This window comes from Bernardetia sp. ABR2-2B, assembly GCF_037126435.1.
GTDB lineage: Bacteria > Bacteroidota > Bacteroidia > Cytophagales > Bernardetiaceae > Bernardetia.
Map to the genome: position 1 here is coordinate 399863 of NZ_CP147020.1, position 20877 is coordinate 420739.

At 30.0% G+C, this 20877-nt stretch carries 17 protein-coding genes; 11 read left to right on the plus strand and 6 right to left on the minus strand.

Features of this window, described 5'->3' with window-relative positions; translation table 11 throughout:
• The first annotated feature begins 271 nt into the window (after positions 1-271).
• The 9 genes from WAF17_RS01610 (at position 272) to WAF17_RS01650 (ending at position 11403) form a co-directional block, all read left to right on the plus strand.
• Positions 272-1129: an ABC transporter permease gene (locus WAF17_RS01610; RefSeq protein ID WP_338765416.1), complete on the plus strand. Its 858-nt coding sequence runs from the start codon at positions 272-274 to the stop codon at positions 1127-1129.
• Positions 1130-1221: 92 nt separating this feature from the next.
• On the plus strand, positions 1222-2265 hold the full coding sequence (gene pseB, locus WAF17_RS01615) for a UDP-N-acetylglucosamine 4,6-dehydratase (inverting) (RefSeq protein ID WP_338765419.1): 1044 nt from the start codon (positions 1222-1224) through the stop codon (positions 2263-2265).
• A gap of 85 nt (positions 2266-2350) precedes the next feature.
• Positions 2351-4432: a hypothetical protein gene (locus tag WAF17_RS01620; protein ID WP_338765422.1), complete on the plus strand. Its 2082-nt coding sequence runs from the start codon at positions 2351-2353 to the stop codon at positions 4430-4432.
• A gap of 5 nt (positions 4433-4437) precedes the next feature.
• Complete coding sequence (pseC, locus tag WAF17_RS01625; protein ID WP_338765425.1) at positions 4438-5622, plus strand: UDP-4-amino-4,6-dideoxy-N-acetyl-beta-L-altrosamine transaminase; 1185 nt, start codon at positions 4438-4440, stop codon at positions 5620-5622.
• Positions 5623-5642: 20 nt separating this feature from the next.
• Positions 5643-7646 (plus strand): hypothetical protein, encoded by a 2004-nt coding sequence (locus WAF17_RS01630; protein WP_338765427.1) that lies wholly within the window; start codon positions 5643-5645, stop codon positions 7644-7646.
• Complete coding sequence (gene pseF, locus WAF17_RS01635) at positions 7647-8348, plus strand: pseudaminic acid cytidylyltransferase (RefSeq protein ID WP_338765429.1); 702 nt, start codon at positions 7647-7649, stop codon at positions 8346-8348. It abuts the gene before it with no gap.
• A 4-nt stretch (positions 8349-8352) separates the two neighbouring features.
• A complete protein-coding gene (gene pseG / locus WAF17_RS01640; RefSeq protein WP_338765432.1) occupies positions 8353-9834 on the plus strand; it encodes a UDP-2,4-diacetamido-2,4,6-trideoxy-beta-L-altropyranose hydrolase in 1482 nt (493 codons plus the stop codon).
• 15 nt (positions 9835-9849) lie between these two features.
• Positions 9850-10896 (plus strand): pseudaminic acid synthase, encoded by a 1047-nt coding sequence (gene pseI, locus WAF17_RS01645; RefSeq protein WP_338765435.1) that lies wholly within the window; start codon positions 9850-9852, stop codon positions 10894-10896.
• Positions 10897-11076: 180 nt separating this feature from the next.
• On the plus strand, positions 11077-11403 hold the full coding sequence (locus tag WAF17_RS01650) for an iron-sulfur cluster assembly accessory protein (protein ID WP_338765439.1): 327 nt from the start codon (positions 11077-11079) through the stop codon (positions 11401-11403).
• 83 nt (positions 11404-11486) lie between these two features.
• On the opposite strand, the gene WAF17_RS01655 is transcribed toward WAF17_RS01650, so the two are convergent.
• The 6 genes from WAF17_RS01655 to WAF17_RS01680 all read right to left on the minus strand — a co-directional run bounded on the left by WAF17_RS01655 (position 11487) and on the right by WAF17_RS01680 (position 18728).
• The gene (locus WAF17_RS01655) at positions 11487-12365 is read right to left on the minus strand and encodes a porin family protein (RefSeq protein WP_338765441.1); all 879 of its coding nucleotides are present in this window, start codon (positions 12363-12365) and stop codon (positions 11487-11489) included.
• Between the two features lie 174 nt (positions 12366-12539).
• Positions 12540-13319 (minus strand): hypothetical protein, encoded by a 780-nt coding sequence (locus tag WAF17_RS01660; protein WP_338765442.1) that lies wholly within the window; start codon positions 13317-13319, stop codon positions 12540-12542.
• A gap of 97 nt (positions 13320-13416) precedes the next feature.
• Complete coding sequence (locus tag WAF17_RS01665; protein ID WP_338765444.1) at positions 13417-15600, minus strand: tetratricopeptide repeat-containing sensor histidine kinase; 2184 nt, start codon at positions 15598-15600, stop codon at positions 13417-13419.
• A 167-nt stretch (positions 15601-15767) separates the two neighbouring features.
• Positions 15768-16367, minus strand: a complete 600-nt coding sequence (locus tag WAF17_RS01670) for an ACP phosphodiesterase (protein ID WP_338765447.1) — start codon at positions 16365-16367, stop codon at positions 15768-15770.
• Positions 16368-16538: 171 nt separating this feature from the next.
• The gene (locus tag WAF17_RS01675; protein WP_338765449.1) at positions 16539-17663 is read right to left on the minus strand and encodes a hypothetical protein; all 1125 of its coding nucleotides are present in this window, start codon (positions 17661-17663) and stop codon (positions 16539-16541) included.
• Positions 17664-17765: 102 nt separating this feature from the next.
• Entirely contained in the window at positions 17766-18728 is a 963-nt protein-coding gene (locus WAF17_RS01680) for a hypothetical protein (protein WP_338765451.1), read from the minus strand.
• 241 nt (positions 18729-18969) lie between these two features.
• Between WAF17_RS01680 and proC the strand changes: the two genes are divergently transcribed.
• Together proC and WAF17_RS01690 are read left to right on the plus strand one after the other, a co-directional pair.
• Positions 18970-19770, plus strand: coding sequence for a pyrroline-5-carboxylate reductase (proC, locus tag WAF17_RS01685; protein ID WP_338765453.1), 801 nt, complete (start codon positions 18970-18972; stop codon positions 19768-19770).
• An 89-nt stretch (positions 19771-19859) separates the two neighbouring features.
• On the plus strand, positions 19860-20777 hold the full coding sequence (locus WAF17_RS01690; protein WP_338765454.1) for a YihY/virulence factor BrkB family protein: 918 nt from the start codon (positions 19860-19862) through the stop codon (positions 20775-20777).
• The last annotated feature ends 100 nt before the right edge of the window (positions 20778-20877 follow it).

The following is a 20877-nucleotide window of genomic DNA, read 5'->3' on the forward strand; positions in this document are numbered from 1 at the left end:
AAATAATGACTTTTTTATCTGTTTTTTTGTGGCTAATAAGTCAAAAAATGAAATATAAATAAAATAGATGTTAGAAATGAACTAAAAATTTTTAATTTTGTGATTCGTAAAAAAATACTCATTTGATATAAATTATTTTTAGAAGCTGTTTGAGAATAGATTTGTTTGCTTTTATTGTGTAACTACGCTAAGCGTAATAAAGACTATCTTCCTTTTGAGCAACTTTATATAAATAATTAAGATACATTAAAAATTCATAAGCCCTATAAAATTGAAAGAACTAAAAGATGATTATTGGACAGAAGAGATTGCACCCACAGGCTCTTTATTTGATTTAAAATTAAAAGAAGTTTGGAAATACCGAGATTTAATTCTTCTATTTGTAAAACGTGATTTTGTTGCACAGTACAAACAAACTATTTTAGGACCCTTATGGCATTTCATAGTTCCATTTATCACAACTGTACTCTACGTAATTGTATTTGGAAACATTATGAATGTTACTACAAACGGAACTCATCCCTTTTTATTTTATTTGGTAAGTACACTATCTTGGTCATTTTTTGCAAAATGTTTACAAGGCACAGCTGTTACTTTTTCAGCAAACCAAGGTATTTTTGGTAAAGTCTATTTTCCTCGCTTGGTTACTCCAATATCTACTGTTTTTTCAGCTCTGCTTGGCTTTGGTATTAGCTTGACTTTGCTTATTGTCTCAATAGCTTATTTTTACTTTTTTACAGATGAAAAAATAGTTTTATCCATTTGGGTTCTCGCTCTACCTATAATTATGTTTATTAGTGGAACATTGGCTTTAGGTTTAGGTATTATGATTTCCTCATTAACTTCCAAATATAGAGATTTGACTATTTTTATTGGCTTTGGTGTTCAGTTATTAATGTTCTTTTCAGCTGTATTATATCCTCTGTCTCAAATACCCACACAATATGCATGGGCAGCCAAATACAATCCATTAGTTACTATGATGGAAGGCTATAGAATGGCTTTTTTGGGTGTAGGAAGCATTACTGTTATGGACATTGTGTATTTAGGGATTTTATCCATTATTGTATTTATTATTGGAATTATTCTTTTTAACAAAACAGAGAGAACATTTATGGATACAGTATAATAGTATTTATAAAATTAAAACTGCATTTTACTCAATTCAACTCATTAAATTTTGCACATCATATATATCTGCAAATTATATAACTGATACTTATGCTAGACTTAAATCATAAATCCATCTTTATTACAGGTGGTACAGGCTCTTTTGGTAAAAAATTCGTGAAGACAATTTTGAATAAGTATCCACAAGTAAAACGCTTGATTATATTTTCTAGAGATGAACTCAAGCAGTTTGAAATGGCTCAGACATTCTCACCTAATGATTATCCTGCTATTCGTTATTTCATTGGAGATATTCGTGATAAAGAGCGTTTGATGCGTGCTTTGCATGGAGTAGATATTGTTATTCATGCAGCAGCTTTAAAACAAGTTCCGACAGCAGAATACAACCCATTTGAATGTATCAAAACAAATGTTTTGGGAGCGCAAAACTTGATTGAAGCTTCTATTGATTCAGGAGTAAAACAAGTGGTTGCTCTTTCTACAGATAAGGCTGCAGCTCCTATTAATTTATACGGTGCAACAAAACTTTGTTCGGATAAGCTTTTCGTTGCAGCTAATAATATTGCAGGTGGTAATGATATTAGCTTTTCTGTTGTTCGTTATGGAAACGTAATGGGTTCTCGTGGTTCAGTTATTCCATTTTTTATGAATAAGAAAGCAGAGGGAAAACTACCAATTACACACGAAGGAATGACACGCTTTAATATTTCTTTAGAAGAAGGAGTAAATTTAGTTCTTTTTGCTTTAGAAAAAGCTAAAGGAGGAGAAATATTTGTTCCAAAAATTCCTTCTTATCGTATTCTTGATGTAGCTGAAGCCATTGCTCCAGAATGTGAGAAAGAAGTTGTAGGTGTTCGCCCAGGAGAAAAAATCCACGAAGAAATGATAACAGAAAGTGATTCAATGAATACAATCGAATTAGAAAATCATTTTATTATTGTTCCTAATGCTCCCTTTGCAAGTTATGAAGAGCAAGTCAGTAAGTATTTAGGTTATCATGGAGGAAAAGTAGTCAAAGATGGTTTTTCTTATAGCTCTGGAGAAAATACTGATTGGCTAACTGTTGAGCAGTTGCGTGAACTTATCAAAACTCATGTTGATTCTAACTTTGAGGCTTTTGAAGCTACTAGTTAATTTTTACCCCTACCTATTTATAATCAAGACTTTTATTTCTGTTAAAAAAAGATAAGTAAAAGTCTTGATTCAATTGTAACTGTATATGATTCTATTATCTAAAAATGATAATAACATAAATCTCTCTTTATTTTCGTCTTTACTGGCTATATTAATAAGTGCTTTATGTTTATACATGAGAAAAGAACTGACGACTAATTATGAAAATGTTCTACTCATTTTAGGTTTTAGTCTGCTTTGCATTAATGTTTCCTCTCTAGATTTTTTCTCTAAATTATCTTTTAATAGGTCGCAAGTTAGCTCTTTATTTATTTGTCTGATTTTACCTTTACTAATTAGTTGGACACATCAATACTACTTTAAATATTTCTTTGTGGTAGGGTATTTTTTGTTTTTTATTACTATTTGGAGAAGTCTTGCTACTAACTTTTGGTCTTTTTTCTTTTTATTATTTGCCTTAGGAGTAACTTTTTTTCACATTGTTCCCTCTATATTTAATAATGATATTAATTATATCAACCCTTTGTTTTTTGAAGCTTTACAGTTGGGAAAAATTCATATAGATACTCTTTTTCATAGCAGCATTGCTAATATGATTCAGACTTATAATACAACTTCAGCAGGGATAGATGGCTTAGTACCCTTAAAATATCATGTAGGTAGTCACTTCTACCTTGCTCATTTTTCTAAAATATTTCAAGAAGGAAGTTTACTAAGTTATAATTTTGGTTTTATTATCGTTTTTATTCCTTTGTTTATCTATATTTATCTTTCTACAGTTAGAAGTATTTCTGAAAAATTTAAAACTGAACAAAAATTTAAGTTTATATTTTGGATTGCCTTTGTTATTATAACCTTTTCATTGCTATCTGATTTAAGCAAATTTGGAAAAGATACATTCTTATTTAATGTGTTTTCAGAGTCCTATGCTTTTGCTTTTGCTTTATTCTGCTTATTTATTATTTTATTTACAGAAGAAGATACAGATTTTATTTCAGATAAAAAACAATCAATTTTATTTATTGTAGCTTCTTCAACTGTTTTAATTATCAGTTTATCATTAAAAATATCAGTTGGTTTTTTATTTTGGGTAGCAGTAAGCTACATCTGTTTTAGATTATTCCTATTTAATAAAAACAGTTATTTGAGAATAAAAACAGCCCTTTTTATAGGGGTTTTGTTTATTATTTTTTATGTTGGATATAAAATTAATCACTCCAATACAAGTGCAAGTGTTATGAATATTGGTTTGTTTAGTTTTATAAAAGAAAATATAAATTATCTCTCTCAAAGAATTTATTTTTATCTTATTCACTTTTTTTGGGGCATTACTTATTGTATTCTACGCATAAGAGATTCAAAGATTTATACCTTAAAAAAACTTTTAAAACATAATAGTTTTGCAATAATAGATGTTGAATTACTTATAATATTGATGGTAGCAAGTAGTTTACCAGGAGTTTTGATAGTAATTCCAGATGGAAGTGCAATCTATTTTACGCTTGTTGCCAGACAGCTAGGAATGATTTTGTTTTTAGCTTATATCGTTCTGCATCAAAAGCAGATATATTCATTTTTCAAAACTTACGTATTTACAAAAAATGATATTTCCTTTGGTTTAATTTTTTCTGCTTTTATGGCAATCACTATTTTTGGTGGAATAGCTTGGAAATTTCAGGCTGATTTGAGAGCTGCGTATTCAAATCATAAAAATTTAGTCAATGACTATAAACAACTAAAAAATTCACAAATCGATTCTACATCAACAGATAGAAGCTGGGCTGTATATATTACCCAACAACTAGATAGTTTGGGGCATCTACCAATAGAACAAAAAAGAAAATTAGCTATACATATTTCGCAATCAGATACATTATTTTGGAAACAAATGAATACAAAAAGAGCTGCCAAGTCGATTTCTTTTGTCGTTCCTGCTATTAGTGGAATTATGCAAATTGATGGAATGCCTTTATATGGAGAAGAAATATACAATTATGGTTTTAATGATTTTGTTGGAAGAAAGAATCGTTCTGACACGCTTTCTTATTCTCAAATGTGTATAAAAGCTCAAAAATATATTCCTACAGTAGAAAAACTCATTATTTATTATCCTTCAAGTCAATCAAAAACAGAAATTTCTTGCGAAAGAAAATTAGAAAAAAAATAAAATCTATGACTACCAAAACGACTTTTTCTATCCCTTATGGAAAACAGAATATTACCCAAGATGATATAAATGCTGTCGTAGAAACGCTACAAGCAGATTTCTTGACACAAGGACCAAAGATTGATGAGTTTGAATCTAAATTTGCTGATTATGTAGGTTCAAAATATGCTGTGGCAGTTTCGAATGGAACGGCAGCTTTGCATTTGTGTGCTTTAGCATTGAATGTAAATGAGAAAAGTAAAGTAATTACTACGCCTATTACTTTTGCAGCTTCAGCAAATTGTATCAAATATTGTGGTGGAGAAGTCGTCTTTGTTGATATTGACCCAAAAACATCACTCATTGACTTAGACAAAGTAGAAGAATTATTAAAATCAAACCCTAAGGGAACGTTTGAAGGAATGATTCCTGTAGATTTTATGGGTTTGCCAGTTAATTTAGAAAAAGCTAGAAAACTAGCCGATGAATATGGATTATGGATTATTGAAGATGCTTGTCATGCCCCTGGTGGATATTTTATAGATTCTCAAAATAGAAAGCAAAGCTGTGGAAATGGAGCTTATGCAGATTTAGCCATTTTCTCTTTTCACCCTGTCAAACACATTGCTTCTGGAGAAGGTGGAATGATTACGACAAGTGATAAAGCATTATATGATAAATTAGTCAAGCTAAGAACGCACGGAATTACCAAAAACCCAGAATTATTACAAGAAAATCTACCTAGTAATGGAGGTTGGTATTATGAAATGCAAGAACTTGGTTATAATTATCGTATTCCTGATATTTTGGCTGCTTTGGGAATTTCGCAGCTTTCAAGAGCAAATGAAATGATGCAAAAACGTCAAGAAATTGCTGGGCGTTATGATGAAGCATTCAAAGATACAAAAATTTGTTTTTTTCAATATCCACGAGAAGGTAAAAATAAAATTTTTCATGCATATCATCTCTACGTCATACAAACAGAAAACCGAAAAGGACTTTATGATTATCTAAGAGAAAATAATATCTTTGCTCAAGTGCATTATATTCCTGTTCATACTATGCCTTACTACCAATCTTTAGGCTATAAAAAAGGGGATTTTCCAAGCGCAGAAAGTTATTATGAATCTTGTTTGAGTCTTCCAATGTACCCAACACTTACAGAAGAAGAGCAAAATTTTGTAATAGAAAAAGTATTATCTTTTATATAACTACATCTTATTTATTATCAATGTTATCAAAAAAAAATAACGAACATTTTTATTTAGCCTCTTCTTTATTTTGTAGCTTACTTGTCGCTATTTTCTCTATTTTTAGTATTTTTAGTGAATTCCCTACTCAAAGTATATTAATTACTATAGGATTTGCTCTAACAGTTTGTAATATTTCTACTTTTACGAGAAGATATTATAGCAATATTCCTATTTCTTTTGTTTTGTTATTTTTACTTTTTCTACCTGTTCTGATTAGTTGGACAGGTTTGTTGTTCTTGAAATATCTTTACTTTATTGGTTACCCTCTCCTTTTAGTTACTCTTTGGCGAGTATTGGTTAAATTAAAATTCATAGAAATTATAATAATTTTTGGAGCTGCTTTTCTTATTGGTGTATCTATATTGAGTTATATTTCACAGCTAGAAGGCTCATATATGACTCCTCTATTTAAAAAAGCAATACAGAGTGGGACTTTTAATTTAGACACTATATTTCACATTGCTATTTCTAATATGTTGCAAACCTATCAACAATCATCAACAGGAATAGATGGTTTGGAACAACTCAACTACCATATAGGAAGTCATTACTACTTGAGTTGCTACTCAAAATTAATAGGGCATACTGGTGTTTTTTCTTATAATATATTTTATATTCTAGTTATAATTCCTATATACTTCTTTGTTTTTATACAATCTGTTTATATGGTATCACTTTTTTTTATAAAAAAAGATATTTCAAAATATGTTGTAAGCATTTATATTTTCATTGTCATACTTTATTTTTTGGTAATTCCCTCTTTTATCGGACAAGTAAACTTAATACTGTTTTATGTCTCTGAATCATATTTGCTTAGTATGTTATTTCTATTAGTTTCAGTTATTGTGCTACTAGATTACCTACATTTGAATATAAAAAACAAACTAATTAATTATACTGGTGTGCTTGTCTTGGTCTGTTTGAGCATTTTCATCATTACTGTTACCAAAATATCTACTGGCATTCTTTTTTTCTTAGGCTCTTTATTAGTCATTTTTTTTAAATTTCTTTTAACCCAAAAATACAAAAGCCTATTTTTATTTGGTATTTTATTTACTTTATTCTTTTTGTTCTCATATTATTTTGCCAATACTAGTCATAATTATTCTTTATCTATTAGTCCTCTTCATTATATAAAAAATCACTCGTCTTACCTTCAACAAAAGCCTTATTATTATCTGATAGCCTATATATACTCTATTTTTTATTGCCTTGTCAGATTACGAGAGAAGAAAATTTTTACCTTAAGACAATTTATTTGTGCTGATGAGATAATAGAAGTAAAATTAATTTTGATTTTGACAATAATAAGTATATTCCCAGGTCTTATTTTGCCTATTGCAGGGGGAAGTGCTGGGTACTTTACACGAGTTACAAGTCATTTGGGAGTCTTGCTCTTTTTGAGTTGGTTGATTGTTCAGACTCCTTTTATTCTAACCTATTTTAAAAAACATTTTTTTATAAAAAAAACAGATATTTCATTGAGTTATTTTGCTCTTTCTTTTTTAGTAATTACAGTACTTGGTTCAATTGCTTGGGATTTTAAAAATAACGCTACGCAAGTTTATAAGAGCTATAAGAGTATAAAAGAAATACCAAAAGATGAGTGGAGAAGTTATATCATATCTGAATTGGATAGCTTAAATAAATTAGATGTACAAGAAAAACAAAAGTTAGCTATTCGTATTTCTCCTACTGATACTTTATATTGGAATCATTTTAATAAAAATGAATATAATCGTAAATCTATTTCTTTTGTCGTACCAGCATTAAGTGGAATAATGCAAATTGATGGTATGCCACTTCATCAAACAGAAGTAGAAAATTATGGCTTTAACGATTATAGAAAAAGAACACATTTTTCGGATACACTTACTAATAAACAACTTTGCAAAAAAGCAAAAGGGTATATTCCCATAGTAGAACATATTATTGTTTATTATCCTTCTCATTCAACAAAAGAAATTTGTAATTGCAATTAAATGAAAAAACTAGCTATCATTACAGCAAGAGGAGGAAGCAAACGCATTCCTCGTAAAAATATAAATGACTTTTTGGGAAAGCCTATCATTGCTTATTCTATTGAGACAGCTTTAGAAGCTAATTTATTTGATGAAGTGATGGTTTCGACAGAAGATGAAGAAATTGCTCAAATTGCTCAAAAATATGGAGCTAAAGTTCCCTTTTTGAGAAGCATAGAAAATGCAGACGACTTTTCAGCTACAAGTGATGTTTTGATAGAAGTTGTTGAAGAGTATCAAAAAGAAGGGAAAAAATTTGATATTTGTTGTGGTATCTATCCAACAGCTCCTTTTATTACTCCTGAGAAATTGAATGAAGCATTTGAGTTATTAATTACTAAAAGTTTTGATGTAGTATTTCCAGTAGCTCAATTTTCTTATCCTATTCAAAGAGCATTGAAAAAAGATATAGCAAATAAAATGACCATGTTTAACCCTCAAAATTTATTGAAACGCTCACAAGATTTAGAAAGTGCGTATCACGACGCAGGACAGTTTTATATGTTTGATACTATTACCTTTTTGAAAAACAAAAAACTTTGGACAGACAATACAGGAGTTATCGTTTTACCTTCTATGCAAGTACAAGATATTGATAATCAAGAAGATTGGAACTTAGCTGAATTTAAGTATCAGTGGCTCAAACAACAAACTAAAATATAGAAAAATGAAAGTTTACTTTCGTGCAGATGCAAATACTCAAATCGGTTGGGGGCATGTAGTTCGCTGTATGGCTTTAGCAGATATGCTCATTGAAGATAAAAACTCTTTTTTTGAGTGTATTTTTTTGGTACAGAATCCTTCTTTAACTCTACAAAATCAAATTAAAGAAAAATTTGAGTTAGTTGTTTTGAAAGAATCAACTGACTTTTTAAAAGAAGCTGATTTTATTGCTCAAAATTATTTAAAAAATGATTCTATTATTGTTTTAGACCATTATCAAATTCAAACAGAGTATCAAAGAACTATCAAATCAACTAGTAAAGCGAAAGTAGTTTGTATTGATGATATGTACAGTTGGCATTTTGTGGCTGATGCTATTATAAATCATGCAGGAGGATTAGATTCAACTGATTATTCTTGCGAGTCGTATACAGAATTATGCTTGGGAACAGAATATGCCTTGCTTAGAAAACCATTTTTGGAGGCTGCCAAACAAGAGCGAAATATAAAAGATATAGAGACTGTTTTTATTTGTTTTGGAGGTTCAGATATTCAAAACCTTACTAAAAAAGCAATACAAGGCTGTTTGAAAATAGATAAATTCAAGAAAATTCACGTTGTTTTGGGTAGTGCATCTTTATTTTATGAGGAAATTTTAGAAGTATCAAAAACAAGTAATAAAATCATTCTACATCAAAATCTTTCTGATATAGAAATGTGTAGCTTAATGAAAAAAAGTGATTTAGCAATAACACCTGCAAGTAGTATTTCTTACGAGATTTGTAGCGTAGGAATGTATTTAATTAGTGGGTATTATGTAGAAAATCAAAAAAACATTTATAAATTTCTTACAGAAAATAATTTAGCTATTGGAGTAGGTAATTTTGATTCTTTAAAAAATGCTTTATCTGATATACAAGAAAAAAGTAATTGGCAGAACAATAACCAACTTATTGAGCAAAAAAAATACTTCAATGGCTTTAGTCCTAAAAGAATTAGAAATATCTTCTACTCTCTCTGCATTCAGTTAGAAAATGCTACAAAAGAACATACACAACTGTATTTTGAATGGGCAAATGAAAAAGAAGTACGCCAAAACTCCTTAAATTCAGAGCCTATTAGTTGGGAAGAGCATCAAAAGTGGTTTTTGAACAAAATTACGCAAAAAGATACTAGACTATTTCTTTTTAAGGTAGATTCTATTCTAATAGGACAAGTGCGTATTGGTTTTCAAAAAGATAAAGATAATTTATTAGTGGCTGTAATAAATTATTCTTTAGATAAGAAATTTAGAGGGCTAGGTTTTGGGAAAATAGTCCTTCAAAAAGCTATAGATGAAATAAAACAAGAGAGTAAAGATAAAGTAATGTTCTCTGCTACTGTAAAAAAAGAAAATATTTCATCTTATAGAATATTCAAAAACTTAAATTTTGAAGTAGATAAAGGAGACAAGAAAAATATTCATTTTTATCTACAAACAAACTAATAAAACGGTAATATAATGACTTCTATAATAAAAATTCAAGATTTTACAATTAGTCCAAATCATAAACCTTTCATCATTGCTGAAATGTCTGGCAATCATAATCAATCGCTTGAGAGAGCTTTAGAAATTATTGATGCAGCAGCAGAAGCTGGAGCGCATGCTGTTAAGTTACAAACTTATACAGCAGATACTATGACATTAAAAGGAGTATTAAAAATTGAAGATAAAAACTCATTGTGGTATGGTAGAGAACTTTATGAACTATATCAAGAGGCTTACACTCCTTGGGAATGGCACAAACCACTTTTTGAAAGAGCAAAAGAGAAGGGATTGATTATCTTTAGCACTCCTTTTGATGAAACAGCTGTTGATTTTTTGGAAGAGCTAGAAGTTCCTGTTTACAAAATTGCTTCTTTTGAGAATAATGATATTCCTCTATTAAAAAAAGTGGCTCAAACAGGCAAACCAGTTATTATGTCCACAGGAGCAGCTACCTTAACTCAGATTGATGATGCCGTACACACACTTAAAAATAATGGTTGTGAGCAACTTATTTTATTAAAATGTACAAGCACTTACCCATCCACTCCTGAAAATACAAATTTGGTAACTATACCTCATTTAGCACAAGCTTTTGATTGTATGACAGGACTTTCTGACCATACCATGGGAATCGGTGCTGCTGTTGCCTCAGTTGCGTTAGGAGCAAGAGTTATCGAAAAACATTTTACACTATCTCGTTCTGAAGGAGGTGTAGATTCAGCTTTTTCTATTGAACCACATGAACTAAAGAGCTTAGTTATAGAAACAGAAAGAGCCTTTCTTTCTTTAGGAAAAGTACAATACGGAATACAAAAAGCTGAAGAAAAAAGTTTAATTTTCAAACGTTCTATTTATGTAGTTGAAGATATAAAAGAAGGAGAAGAATTTACATCTAAAAACATTCGTGTTATTCGTCCAGGTTTTGGGTTGCAGCCTAAATATTATGATTTAGTGTTAGGAAAGAAAGCACATAAAGCAATGAAAAAAGGAACTCCACTTACTTTTAATGAATTACTGTAAAAACTTTTTGTTAGTAAAAAACGTTCTAAGAGATAGATTACTCTTATTTTTAGGGATTCTAAATAATCTTGAATTTTTTTGAGTAGTTTTGTAGTGCAAATACCAATTTTTAATAAATAAAGAGTTCACAGAACTTTCAATTCTGGCTAGAATAAATATATACGCCTAAAACGAAACGTTATGATTACAATTACAGATAAAGCAGCGACTCAAATCGGTCAGCTCAAACAACAAGAAAATCACGCTCCTGATAGTAATATCCGTGTATCAGTACAAGGAGGAGGTTGTTCAGGACTTATGTACGACTTAGCTTTTGATGCTTCAATTCAAGATTCAGATCAAGTATTTGAAGATAAAGGCATCAAAATATTAGTCGATAAAAAGAGCTTGTTGTACCTTTTGGGAACATCTCTTGATTTTACAGATGGATTAAACGGAAAAGGATTTCAATTTGTAAATCCAAATGCTTCACGTACTTGTGGATGTGGAGAAAGTTTTTCAGTTTAAATTCTACTTTCATTCTAATAAAAAAGCCAAACAATATAAAAATTGTTTGGCTTTTGCTTTCTAAATACTGTTTAAAAATTAAATTATTGTTTTTTCATTTTTATCAATTTATCTGCTTTTGGACGCAAAGGCACACAGAAACCAATACTGAATGTTGTTCCTTGATTTGAAATTTTGTAGCTATTATTCACATTTATTCCACCTTCTGCATTTGCTATTGTTTCAATTGTTTCTGGGCTTATCTCTCCTGGAGGATCTGAAAATAATGCTGTTAATACAGAATTTTGAGCATTTACGTATTCAGATAATGGAACTGAACCTTCTTTTGGTTTTTGTGCAATATTCATAAATCCATAATAAGCACGAGCTTCAAGAGTTAAATATAAATAAGGAGTCAATCCTACTAAATAACTAAAACCTAGATTAGCTCCTAAATCTGTCTGACGAACATCTAAAGGTTGTGTTCCTTCTATGCCTGATGCAGTGCTTCCTACCAAAAGACGAGCCGAAGGACCTGCCAAAACATAAAAATGATTATTGCTTTTTGGAGCTATGCGAAGCTGTAACATAGGGTCAAATGAAAAATAATTCAGACTATATCTCTGACGTTGATTGAAATTGATTGTATCAACTCTACCCATTTGAATGTAATTGAGTTCCATACGAATACCAATATTCTTAGTAAACTCTTTTCCTGCAAAAACACCAAACTGCAATCCCATTTTAAATTTACCATTGCTTTTTTCATTCTCTACTTCCAACAAATTTAAAACAGGAGGAAGTGGTATAGTATCTATAACATCTATAACTTCAATTTCTGGAATTTTTATTCTGTCAAAGGAAATAGGTGCACGTGCAACCGATAAGCCTGTCTTGAAACCTGCATAAGAAAAGTTTTGTGCTTGTGATTGATAAATACTAGCTAAACAAAAAAGCAGAGATAGAAAAAATATTTTTTTCATAATAGTGGTCATAACTAAAATACGTATTAATGTATAGGATTTGAAATTTCTTTTTATAATTTTTGTGATTGATATATTTTATAAGAAAGTTATTAAAATACAAGCTCAAAAATAAACAATGCTACTTTAATTAACGAGAGAATCTTAAAAAAATTGAATGAATATCTTATTTTGTCATTTTTTTGGAGAAATAGTAAAGATACACATTCTGTCTTTAGTGATTTTATAATACTTTAGATTAAACTCAAAAAAATAATTTATTGAATTATCTGTTTTATTATCTTTATTTAATAAAGCTATTTCTTCTGTACTTTTCTCGTACAATCCTTTTTTAATAATTTTATCCTTTTCAGTAATTAGAATAAATTCTTTTTCAAGCGTAAAGCTATTCCAGCTCGGAAAATCTAATACTCCTTTATAATTTCCGAAGTTATCAAAAACCAAAATTCCTTGTTCTTTTACTCCCAAAAAAATTTGACTTTGATAAAACTCTAAATGAGAAATAGGGTACTCTTCATTTTTTAATAATAAATCTAAAGGCGTTTGAGATAAAATTTGCTTGTTCAGAACATCATAATTTTTCAAACTAAAATCTGACTCATCAAAAAACCAAAGCGTATTATTTGGTGAAGGAGCAAGTAACCTTACAAAACCAATTTCTCCATACTGATTACTTTCTATTTTTTCAGAAATTTTATAGCGTTCTATTTCTGTAAGAAAACGGTTCAAGATTACCCACTCTTGCAACTCTTGATAAAAAACAAAAATTTGATTGGGATTTTGCACATTAAAATTAGTTGGAACAATGGAAGAAGATGGAGAAAAAAGCACATCTATATTTCCTAGTGAATCCAATCGCTTAATAACTCCTTTTTTATCACAAATATAAATACGCCCATAAGTATCAATATCACTCAAAATGACTTCACTTTCAAATAGTATTTCTTTTTTCAAAAGTAAGGTGTCGCTTTGAGCAAAAGCTATATGAAAGCAAAAGAAAGATAAGACTAATAAAAATATATACTTCATCAAAATTTTATCGTAGTTATTCCTAGTATTCGTCCATTGTTTCAATTGCAATGGCTTCTTTGATTGGTTCTTTTTTATACTCTGAGTTGAAACTAGGTAACGTAAACCAAAATGTTGTACCCTCTCCTTCTGTGCTTTCCACACCTATTTCGCCTCCGTTTTGCTCTACAAACTCTTTGCAAATTATTAATCCTAGCCCTGTTCCTTTTTCTCCTTCTGTTCCTTTTGTGGAATATTTATTGTCTAACTTAAACAATTTTTGAGAAACTGCTCTTGGCATTCCAACGCCTGTATCTATTATTGATATTTTGGTAAACCCTGTAGTATTTCCTTCTTCATTTTTTTCTATTTCTGCTTTTACTTGTATTGTTCCTTCTCTGGGTGTAAACTTAACAGCATTAGAAACTAAATTCCTCATAACCGTGAATACAGCATTTTTATCAGCAAAAACTTGTTTTCCATCAACATCAATACACTTTGCATCAATTTCTTTTTCTTCTATCAAAGGCATTAATATTTCACACATCTTATCTATAACAGTCTTTAAATCTATATTTTCAGGTTCTAAAGCCACTGCTTTCATTTGTATTCTTGACCATGAGAGCAAATCTTCCAAAAACTTATATAAATTATCTAGTGTTCGTTCTTGATCAGCTGCCATACTAATTATTTCTTCTTTTGGAAGCTTATCACCAAAAGTAGAAATAAGGTGAGAATATCCTTTTAGAGAATTTAGAGGTCCTTTAAGGTCATGTGCTACAATAGAAAAAAAACGATCTTTTGTTTTGTTAATAGCATTGAGTTCTGTTTTAGATTTCTCAAGCTGCTCATTCATTTGTTTTAATTTTTGATTTTGTTTGTTGATAGAATAACTTTGGCGTTTAAGCATTTTCTGAGTACGCTCTCCAAAGCGATAACGGTTATAAATCAGAAAAGCAACTATTCCCAAGGCGATAATAATTACTAAACCAATCATATTAAAAGCCTGTGCTATTTCTACTTCCGTCTCTTGTTGAAGTTGTTTTTCACGTTGATTGAGTTGTAATAAATCAATTTCTTGTCTATGCCGTTCTTGCTCAAACTGCATTTGGAGACTATTTATCTTACGAATAGAAACTTCATTATTCACAGAATCTTTATACATTAAATATTTTCTATAATAATTTAATGCCATTTTATCTTTTTGACTTTTTTCATATAAATTAGCAAATGAAAAATAAACTTGCTTAAATAAAAAATTATTATTTAGAGACAGAGCTGTTTTTTCTGCTCGTCTCAAAAACAGCTCTGCCTTATCATACGAACCTTCTGCTCTATAAATATCTCCTAAACGAATAGCAAGTAAGATAGCTTTTTGTTGTTCTCCTAATTGTTCGGCCATTTGTAATGCATCAAAAGCATACTTTTTAGCTAAATTATAATCAAATTTCGTAAAATATAATTCAGAAAATAAATCGTAAGTAATTAACAAACATTTTCGTTTTGATTTTCCTATACAAAACTCCTCTGATTTTTGAAGATGAAATAAAGCAGTATCATATTCTTTTTTTGCTATGAAAACTCGTACGAGTCCGTGTGATGCAATAGCTTGTATTTTTTTGTTTTCATTTGAATTTTCTTTTTTATCAGCCCATTTTAGTAGCTCTTCATAGTAGTATTGAGCCTCTTTGTATTGCTGACTTTCAAGGTAAAGAGTTGCAATACTTTGATAAAAATCTTCTTTTGTTAATAATGGATTTTTATACATCCTCCAAACTTCAAAAGCTTTTAGATAGCTATTTAAGGCTTCTACTTTGTTTCCTGTCTCATCATATATTTTCCCTAATTGATGATATAAAAAAGGAGGTGGGACTTCCTTTTGCGCTGCAAACGCTGAAATTTGATCCTCTATTATTTGTGAGGCTTTTAAGTGTTGTCCATTTATTTGTAATACTTTTGCATACTGGTAAGCTGAAATAGCAACCAAACGTGTTGGTTCAAATTTTTTACCTAAATCATGTCCTTTTTCAGCATATTTATAGGCTATTTCGTTATCATTTTTTATTACTCTACTAACAATAGAATTATAAATAGAAAGCTTTACTGTGTCTTCCTTCTGACGTAATTCTAATGCTTGAATTAAACTATCTAATTCTTTAACATTTTGGCTATACCCCAAACCATACAAAAAGCTAGTATAGAATAATAAAGTTAAAATTACTTTCATTCTATTTTTTTTGTTAAAAATAACAATTAATCCATCTTTCAGAGAAAGCAAATATTTTCTTCTCTGATTAAAAAATAAAAAACAATATGGATTAAAATGATTCATGTATAAAATATGCGAAAACTATTTATATTAAAAAACTAAAAAATGATTACTTATCTACAAATTTATTCATTTAATTTCTTTTGAACAAATTGTATAATATCTGGAAAAAATAATAAAAAATCTTTCTCAATATCAGAATAGTTCTGTTTTAAAAAATTATATGATTCATGTAGATTAGTAGCATATTTTGCCCTGTGAGAAAGTCCATTAAGTGATTGTTCCATTCCATACAAGGTTGCATAATTTGTAAGCCAGTCTTGCCTTTGCATTCTCAAAAAAATGTGTTGTGCTAAAGAAGGCAAAACTTCATAGTTTTTTTCTAAAGTTTGATAAATAAACGTTGAAAACTCAACTAAATTATAATTTTCACTTTGACTTTCAAATTTATATTTATCAAAGTGTCTTCCTAAAAAATGGTCGTAGTAAATATCTGTAATCACAGGTGCATACTTCCCAAAATCAGCATGTAAGCGTTTATTTGTTTGCAAAATAATGGGGTGTTTGTCTGTAAATGTATCAATATGACGATGCAACATGATTCCTTTTGATATTTCTTTTGGGTAATCTTGATACTTCTTTCCTCTTACAAAATCGCCTAAAAAATTACCTACAACTATATTTTCTATTCTATTTGATAAAAAAAAATGAGCTAGAAAATTCATGTCGTATCTTGAAAATTATAGATAAAGGGAAATAAGATTAATAGTATTACTAAATATAAACAAAATAAATGGCAATAGTTCAACAAAAGAGTCATAAATTTAAAAATCCTATCTAATATTTTGTAATAAAATAATTAAATAGGATTTTTTGATAGAAAATAGTTTGTTACTTTACTTTTTTCCATTTTGCTTAGACTGCTCAAACGCAACTTCACGGAGAGCAGCTAATGATTTTGCGCCAGAAGCTCCATCTATTGCCTTGATCGCCAATTCTTTTGCTTCTTTTAATGCACTTGTCAGTTGTATATTCAATGATTTTATTTGTTCATTCTGCTGTGTAATCTTGCTAGAAAGAGCATTTACCTGACGTTCGGCAATACGTTTCTTGCCTTCATTTTCTTTTGCCAATAAATCAGATTTTGCTTTGTTATCTCTCTGAATAGCAGCTTTCGTACTCTCATAAGCACGTTTGGTTTCACTATCTAATTTCTTAGGCAGTTCTTCTGCTTTTTCAGTAGCTTTTTCGTAGCTTTCCTCTTTTTCAGACAATAACTTTTCACGTAAAGCAATTTCTTTTTCTTGCTCTTCTTTAAGCTTTTCTAATTCTTCTGAACGAGATTTAGCTATTTGAGCAGTTTCATCTTTTATTTGCTGACGCTTTAAATTTTTCTCATACTGGTAAGTTTCATTTTCTCTAGCCAAACTGGTTTGCCACTCTTTTTTACGTTCAGAAAGCGTAGAGTTATGCAAATCTTCTGCTTCTTCATAGGCTTTTTTAGCTTCTTCTTCTGCTTCTAATTGCTCTTTTTCAGTCTGAGAAATTATTTTTTCAAAAGATTCCGATTTTTCAATATACTCTTGAATGAGACTTGAAAGTGTGCTTTCTTCGGCTTCCTCAATCTGATGAAGTTCTAAAAGTTGGCTCTCAATTTTGTTACTTTCTTCCTGCAAAACAGCTAAGTTTGCAGCTTCTTTTGTTAGATTGTCAGACAGACTACTGATTGCGACTCCTACGTTTCCTTTGATATTTTCAAAGGCTGTAACTACACTTTCTACTGACTGATAACCACCATTCAAGTTATTATTTGCAGTTTTTTTAGGTTCTTCTTTAGATGTATTTTGAACCTTTGAAGTTACCACCTTTTGAACTGTCAGTCCTTTTTCTAGATTATTTTGAAGTGTTCGGTTTTCAGTTTTGAGTTTGGTTACTTCTGCTTGAAGCGATTTATTTTCTTTACCAAGAGTTTGATAAGCATCAATAATCTCTTTTTTAGTGTTTTTCATTGAAATTGCCATAACGATATTTTTTTTAGAAGGTTAATGTAGCTGACAATTTTTCAACTGTCAGAAAAATAATTAAAAAATCAACAGTTAGAAACTGTCGACTACCAAATAAATTTATTTGGTAGTTGGATTATCGAATGCTCTCAAAGAAAGTGATTGTACTTGCTCTAATGCATGTTTGAGTTGTGTTGTCAAATTATCCACCTCTAATTTTCCAGCTTCTACATTCATCTTCAAATCTTCTATTTGTTCAGCAAAGATTTGTTCGTTGGCAGCCTCTTCTTTTTCCATCAAATCAGCAACTGCTTTTCCTTCTTTTGTGGCTTCATTGGCAGCTTTTTCTCTTGATTTTTTGACTTCATTTTTGAGTTTTTCATCAAATTCAGCAATCAAAACAAGATTCTTTTGATATTTTTCATCTTTTTCAGCTAATACTTCTTCACGTCCTTGCCAAGTTTTTTCTTTTTCAGCTTTTTGTTCAGTAAGCTTACGTAAAGTCTGTTTTTTCTGTGCCTGAAAAGCATCATTTGCAAGTTGTGTATTTCGCTGCAAATCATATTCAAAAACTTCTTCTTCCTGCAAACGATTTTTCTTTGTTCGTTCTTCAGATTCTTTTACTTCCTTTTCAAAAAGTTCGTTTTCCTTTGCCCAAAAAGCCTCATCTTCTTTACGAGAATTTGCCATTAACTCCATTCTCTTTTGATGTGCTTCTGTAAGTTCTGTCAGCTTCGAATCATGTTCTTGTTTCAATAAATAAAGAGCATCAGCAGCTAACTTTACTTGATGTAAGTTTCCAAGCCTTTTCTTTTCTATTTCGATAGCTTCTTCAATCTGTGAGCGTTTTTCAGATTCATCTTGTAGTTTTTTAGACCACTGTGTAAGCGTATCTGCAAAAGTGAGTTGAAGTGTTCCTAGTCCTTTGATAATATTATCAGGTGTGTAAGCACGAGCTGTTTGTAAAAGTGTAATTTCTTTTACTTTAGCTACTGATTCTTCTTTCGTAATCACTTCATGACGCTGATGATAGTAGTTTTTAAGAAGTGATGAGAAGTCGTTCTTAATTTGATTCTTGTTCATAATAAATAAATAGGTAAATTTGGTAATTGAAAATAATAAAGAGAATTATGAATAAAATATTAATTAAGTAATTTGATTTTTCCTTAATTCGTAATTTTTAATTCATAATTGTTTCTTTGTTTATACTACAAATATAGAGGTGCAGAACGTAATCTATTTGAGGACTAAAAAAAACTTCAAAATTTCTTTTATTTTTTTAAAAACACTTTTTCTTATTCGAATAATTTAACATAATTCAAAAATGAAAATTCTAATTGTAGGTGCTGGAAATATGGGAACAACGTATGCAGAGAGCTTTTTACTTTCTCATTCCATTACAAAAAACGATTTATTAATCTTAGAAAAAACAACTGAAAAAGCTGATTTTTTGAAAGAAAAAGGGTATAAAAATGTGATTTCTGAACCTAATGATAAAATTTCAAGAGTACAATTAATAATTTTGGCAGTCAAACCACAAGACACAGAGGTATTATTTTCAATACTCAAAAACTATATTTTACCTTCTCAAACCGTCCTATCAATTATGGCAGGTGTAAAAATACAAACCTTGAAAAATAGCTTAGGAACTTCAAAAGTAATTCGTGCTATGCCAAACCTACCTTCTCAAATTGGAATGGGAATGACAGGCTTTACAGCAGACGAATCAGTAAGTAGAGATGAATTATTTTTTGTCCAAAACCTCTTAAATACCACAGGGAAATCACTTTATTTTTCAGAAGAAGAGAAAATAGATGCTGTAACGGCAATTTCTGGAAGTGGTCCTGCATATATTTATTTTTTTATGGAAGCAATGATAGAAAAAGCGCAAGAAATGGGTTTTTCACATTCAGAAGCTGAATTGTTAGTTACCCAAACTTTTATGGGAGCTGTTCATTTGGAAAATAGAAGTAATTATTCGTGTGAAGAATGGATAAAAAGAGTTTCTTCAAAGGGAGGAACAACAGAAGCTGCATTAAATATTTTCTCTAACGAAAAATTAACAGAGAAAATAGGAAATGGATTAGATGCAGCACAAAAACGAGCTAAAGAATTGGGAGAGTAATTTGAAATTAAATAACAAAAGTATTTTTTATAGGTTATACTTATAGGTTTTATTTTTTCAACTTCATTTTTTTTATCTCTATTATTTTTATGGCTCGTAAATTTAGATTCAAAGACTTAGGAACATTACTCAAAGAAACATTTACAGAATGGAATGCTCTTGATCCTTTTCGTGAAAGTGCTGTTATTGCATATTATACTATTTTTTCCCTTCCTGGTATTATGATTATGTTTATCAAATCAGCAGGTTTGCTCTTTGGAGAAGAAGCTGTAAGAGGAGAAATAACTGGACAAATTTCAGGGATGATAGGACAACAAGCAGCAGAAGGAGTACAAGAAATGATAAAAAACTCTCTTAGTAATCAAGATTCTACCTTTGCTTTAGTGGTTGGTATTGGTTCACTTATTTTTGGTGCAACAGGCGTTTTCGTTCAACTTCAAAAATCGTTTAATAATATATGGGAAGTAGAACCCAGTACAAATAATGGGATTATGAAATTGGTTACTGACCGAGCCACTTCCTTCGGAATGATTATGGCGATTGCTTTTTTACTTCTGATTTCGCTTATCGTTTCTACTCTTATCTCTACGCTTTCAGATTGGATGATGACTTTTCTTCCTGACTTCATGATTTATGGAATGACTGCTCTTGAAATAGTGCTTTCACTTCTCATTATAGGAGTTTTGTTTGGTTTTATGTTCAAAACACTTCCAGACAGAGAAATTCCTTGGAAAACAGTAGGAATTGGAGGATTAGTTACAGCTGTCTTATTTACGTTAGGTAAAGAAGGTTTAAGTCTATATTTTGGAATTGCAGAACCTGCTTCTACATATGGTGTAGCTGGTTCGGTAGTCTTGATTCTACTTTGGGTTTCTTATGCTTGTTTGATTTTATTTTTTGGCGCAGAATTCACAAAAGTTTATGCTCGTTTTTACGGACATCGAACAAAAGTTTCCAAACACGCAAAAGAAAGAGTAAAAGTTGTAGAAAAACGTCATACTAAATAAGTAATTAAGTAAATGATTTTTAAGATAAAATGAAGATAAATGAAATTTCAAATATAATTTATTATTTTATTATATGATTTTGTATTATCCTGTAATTATC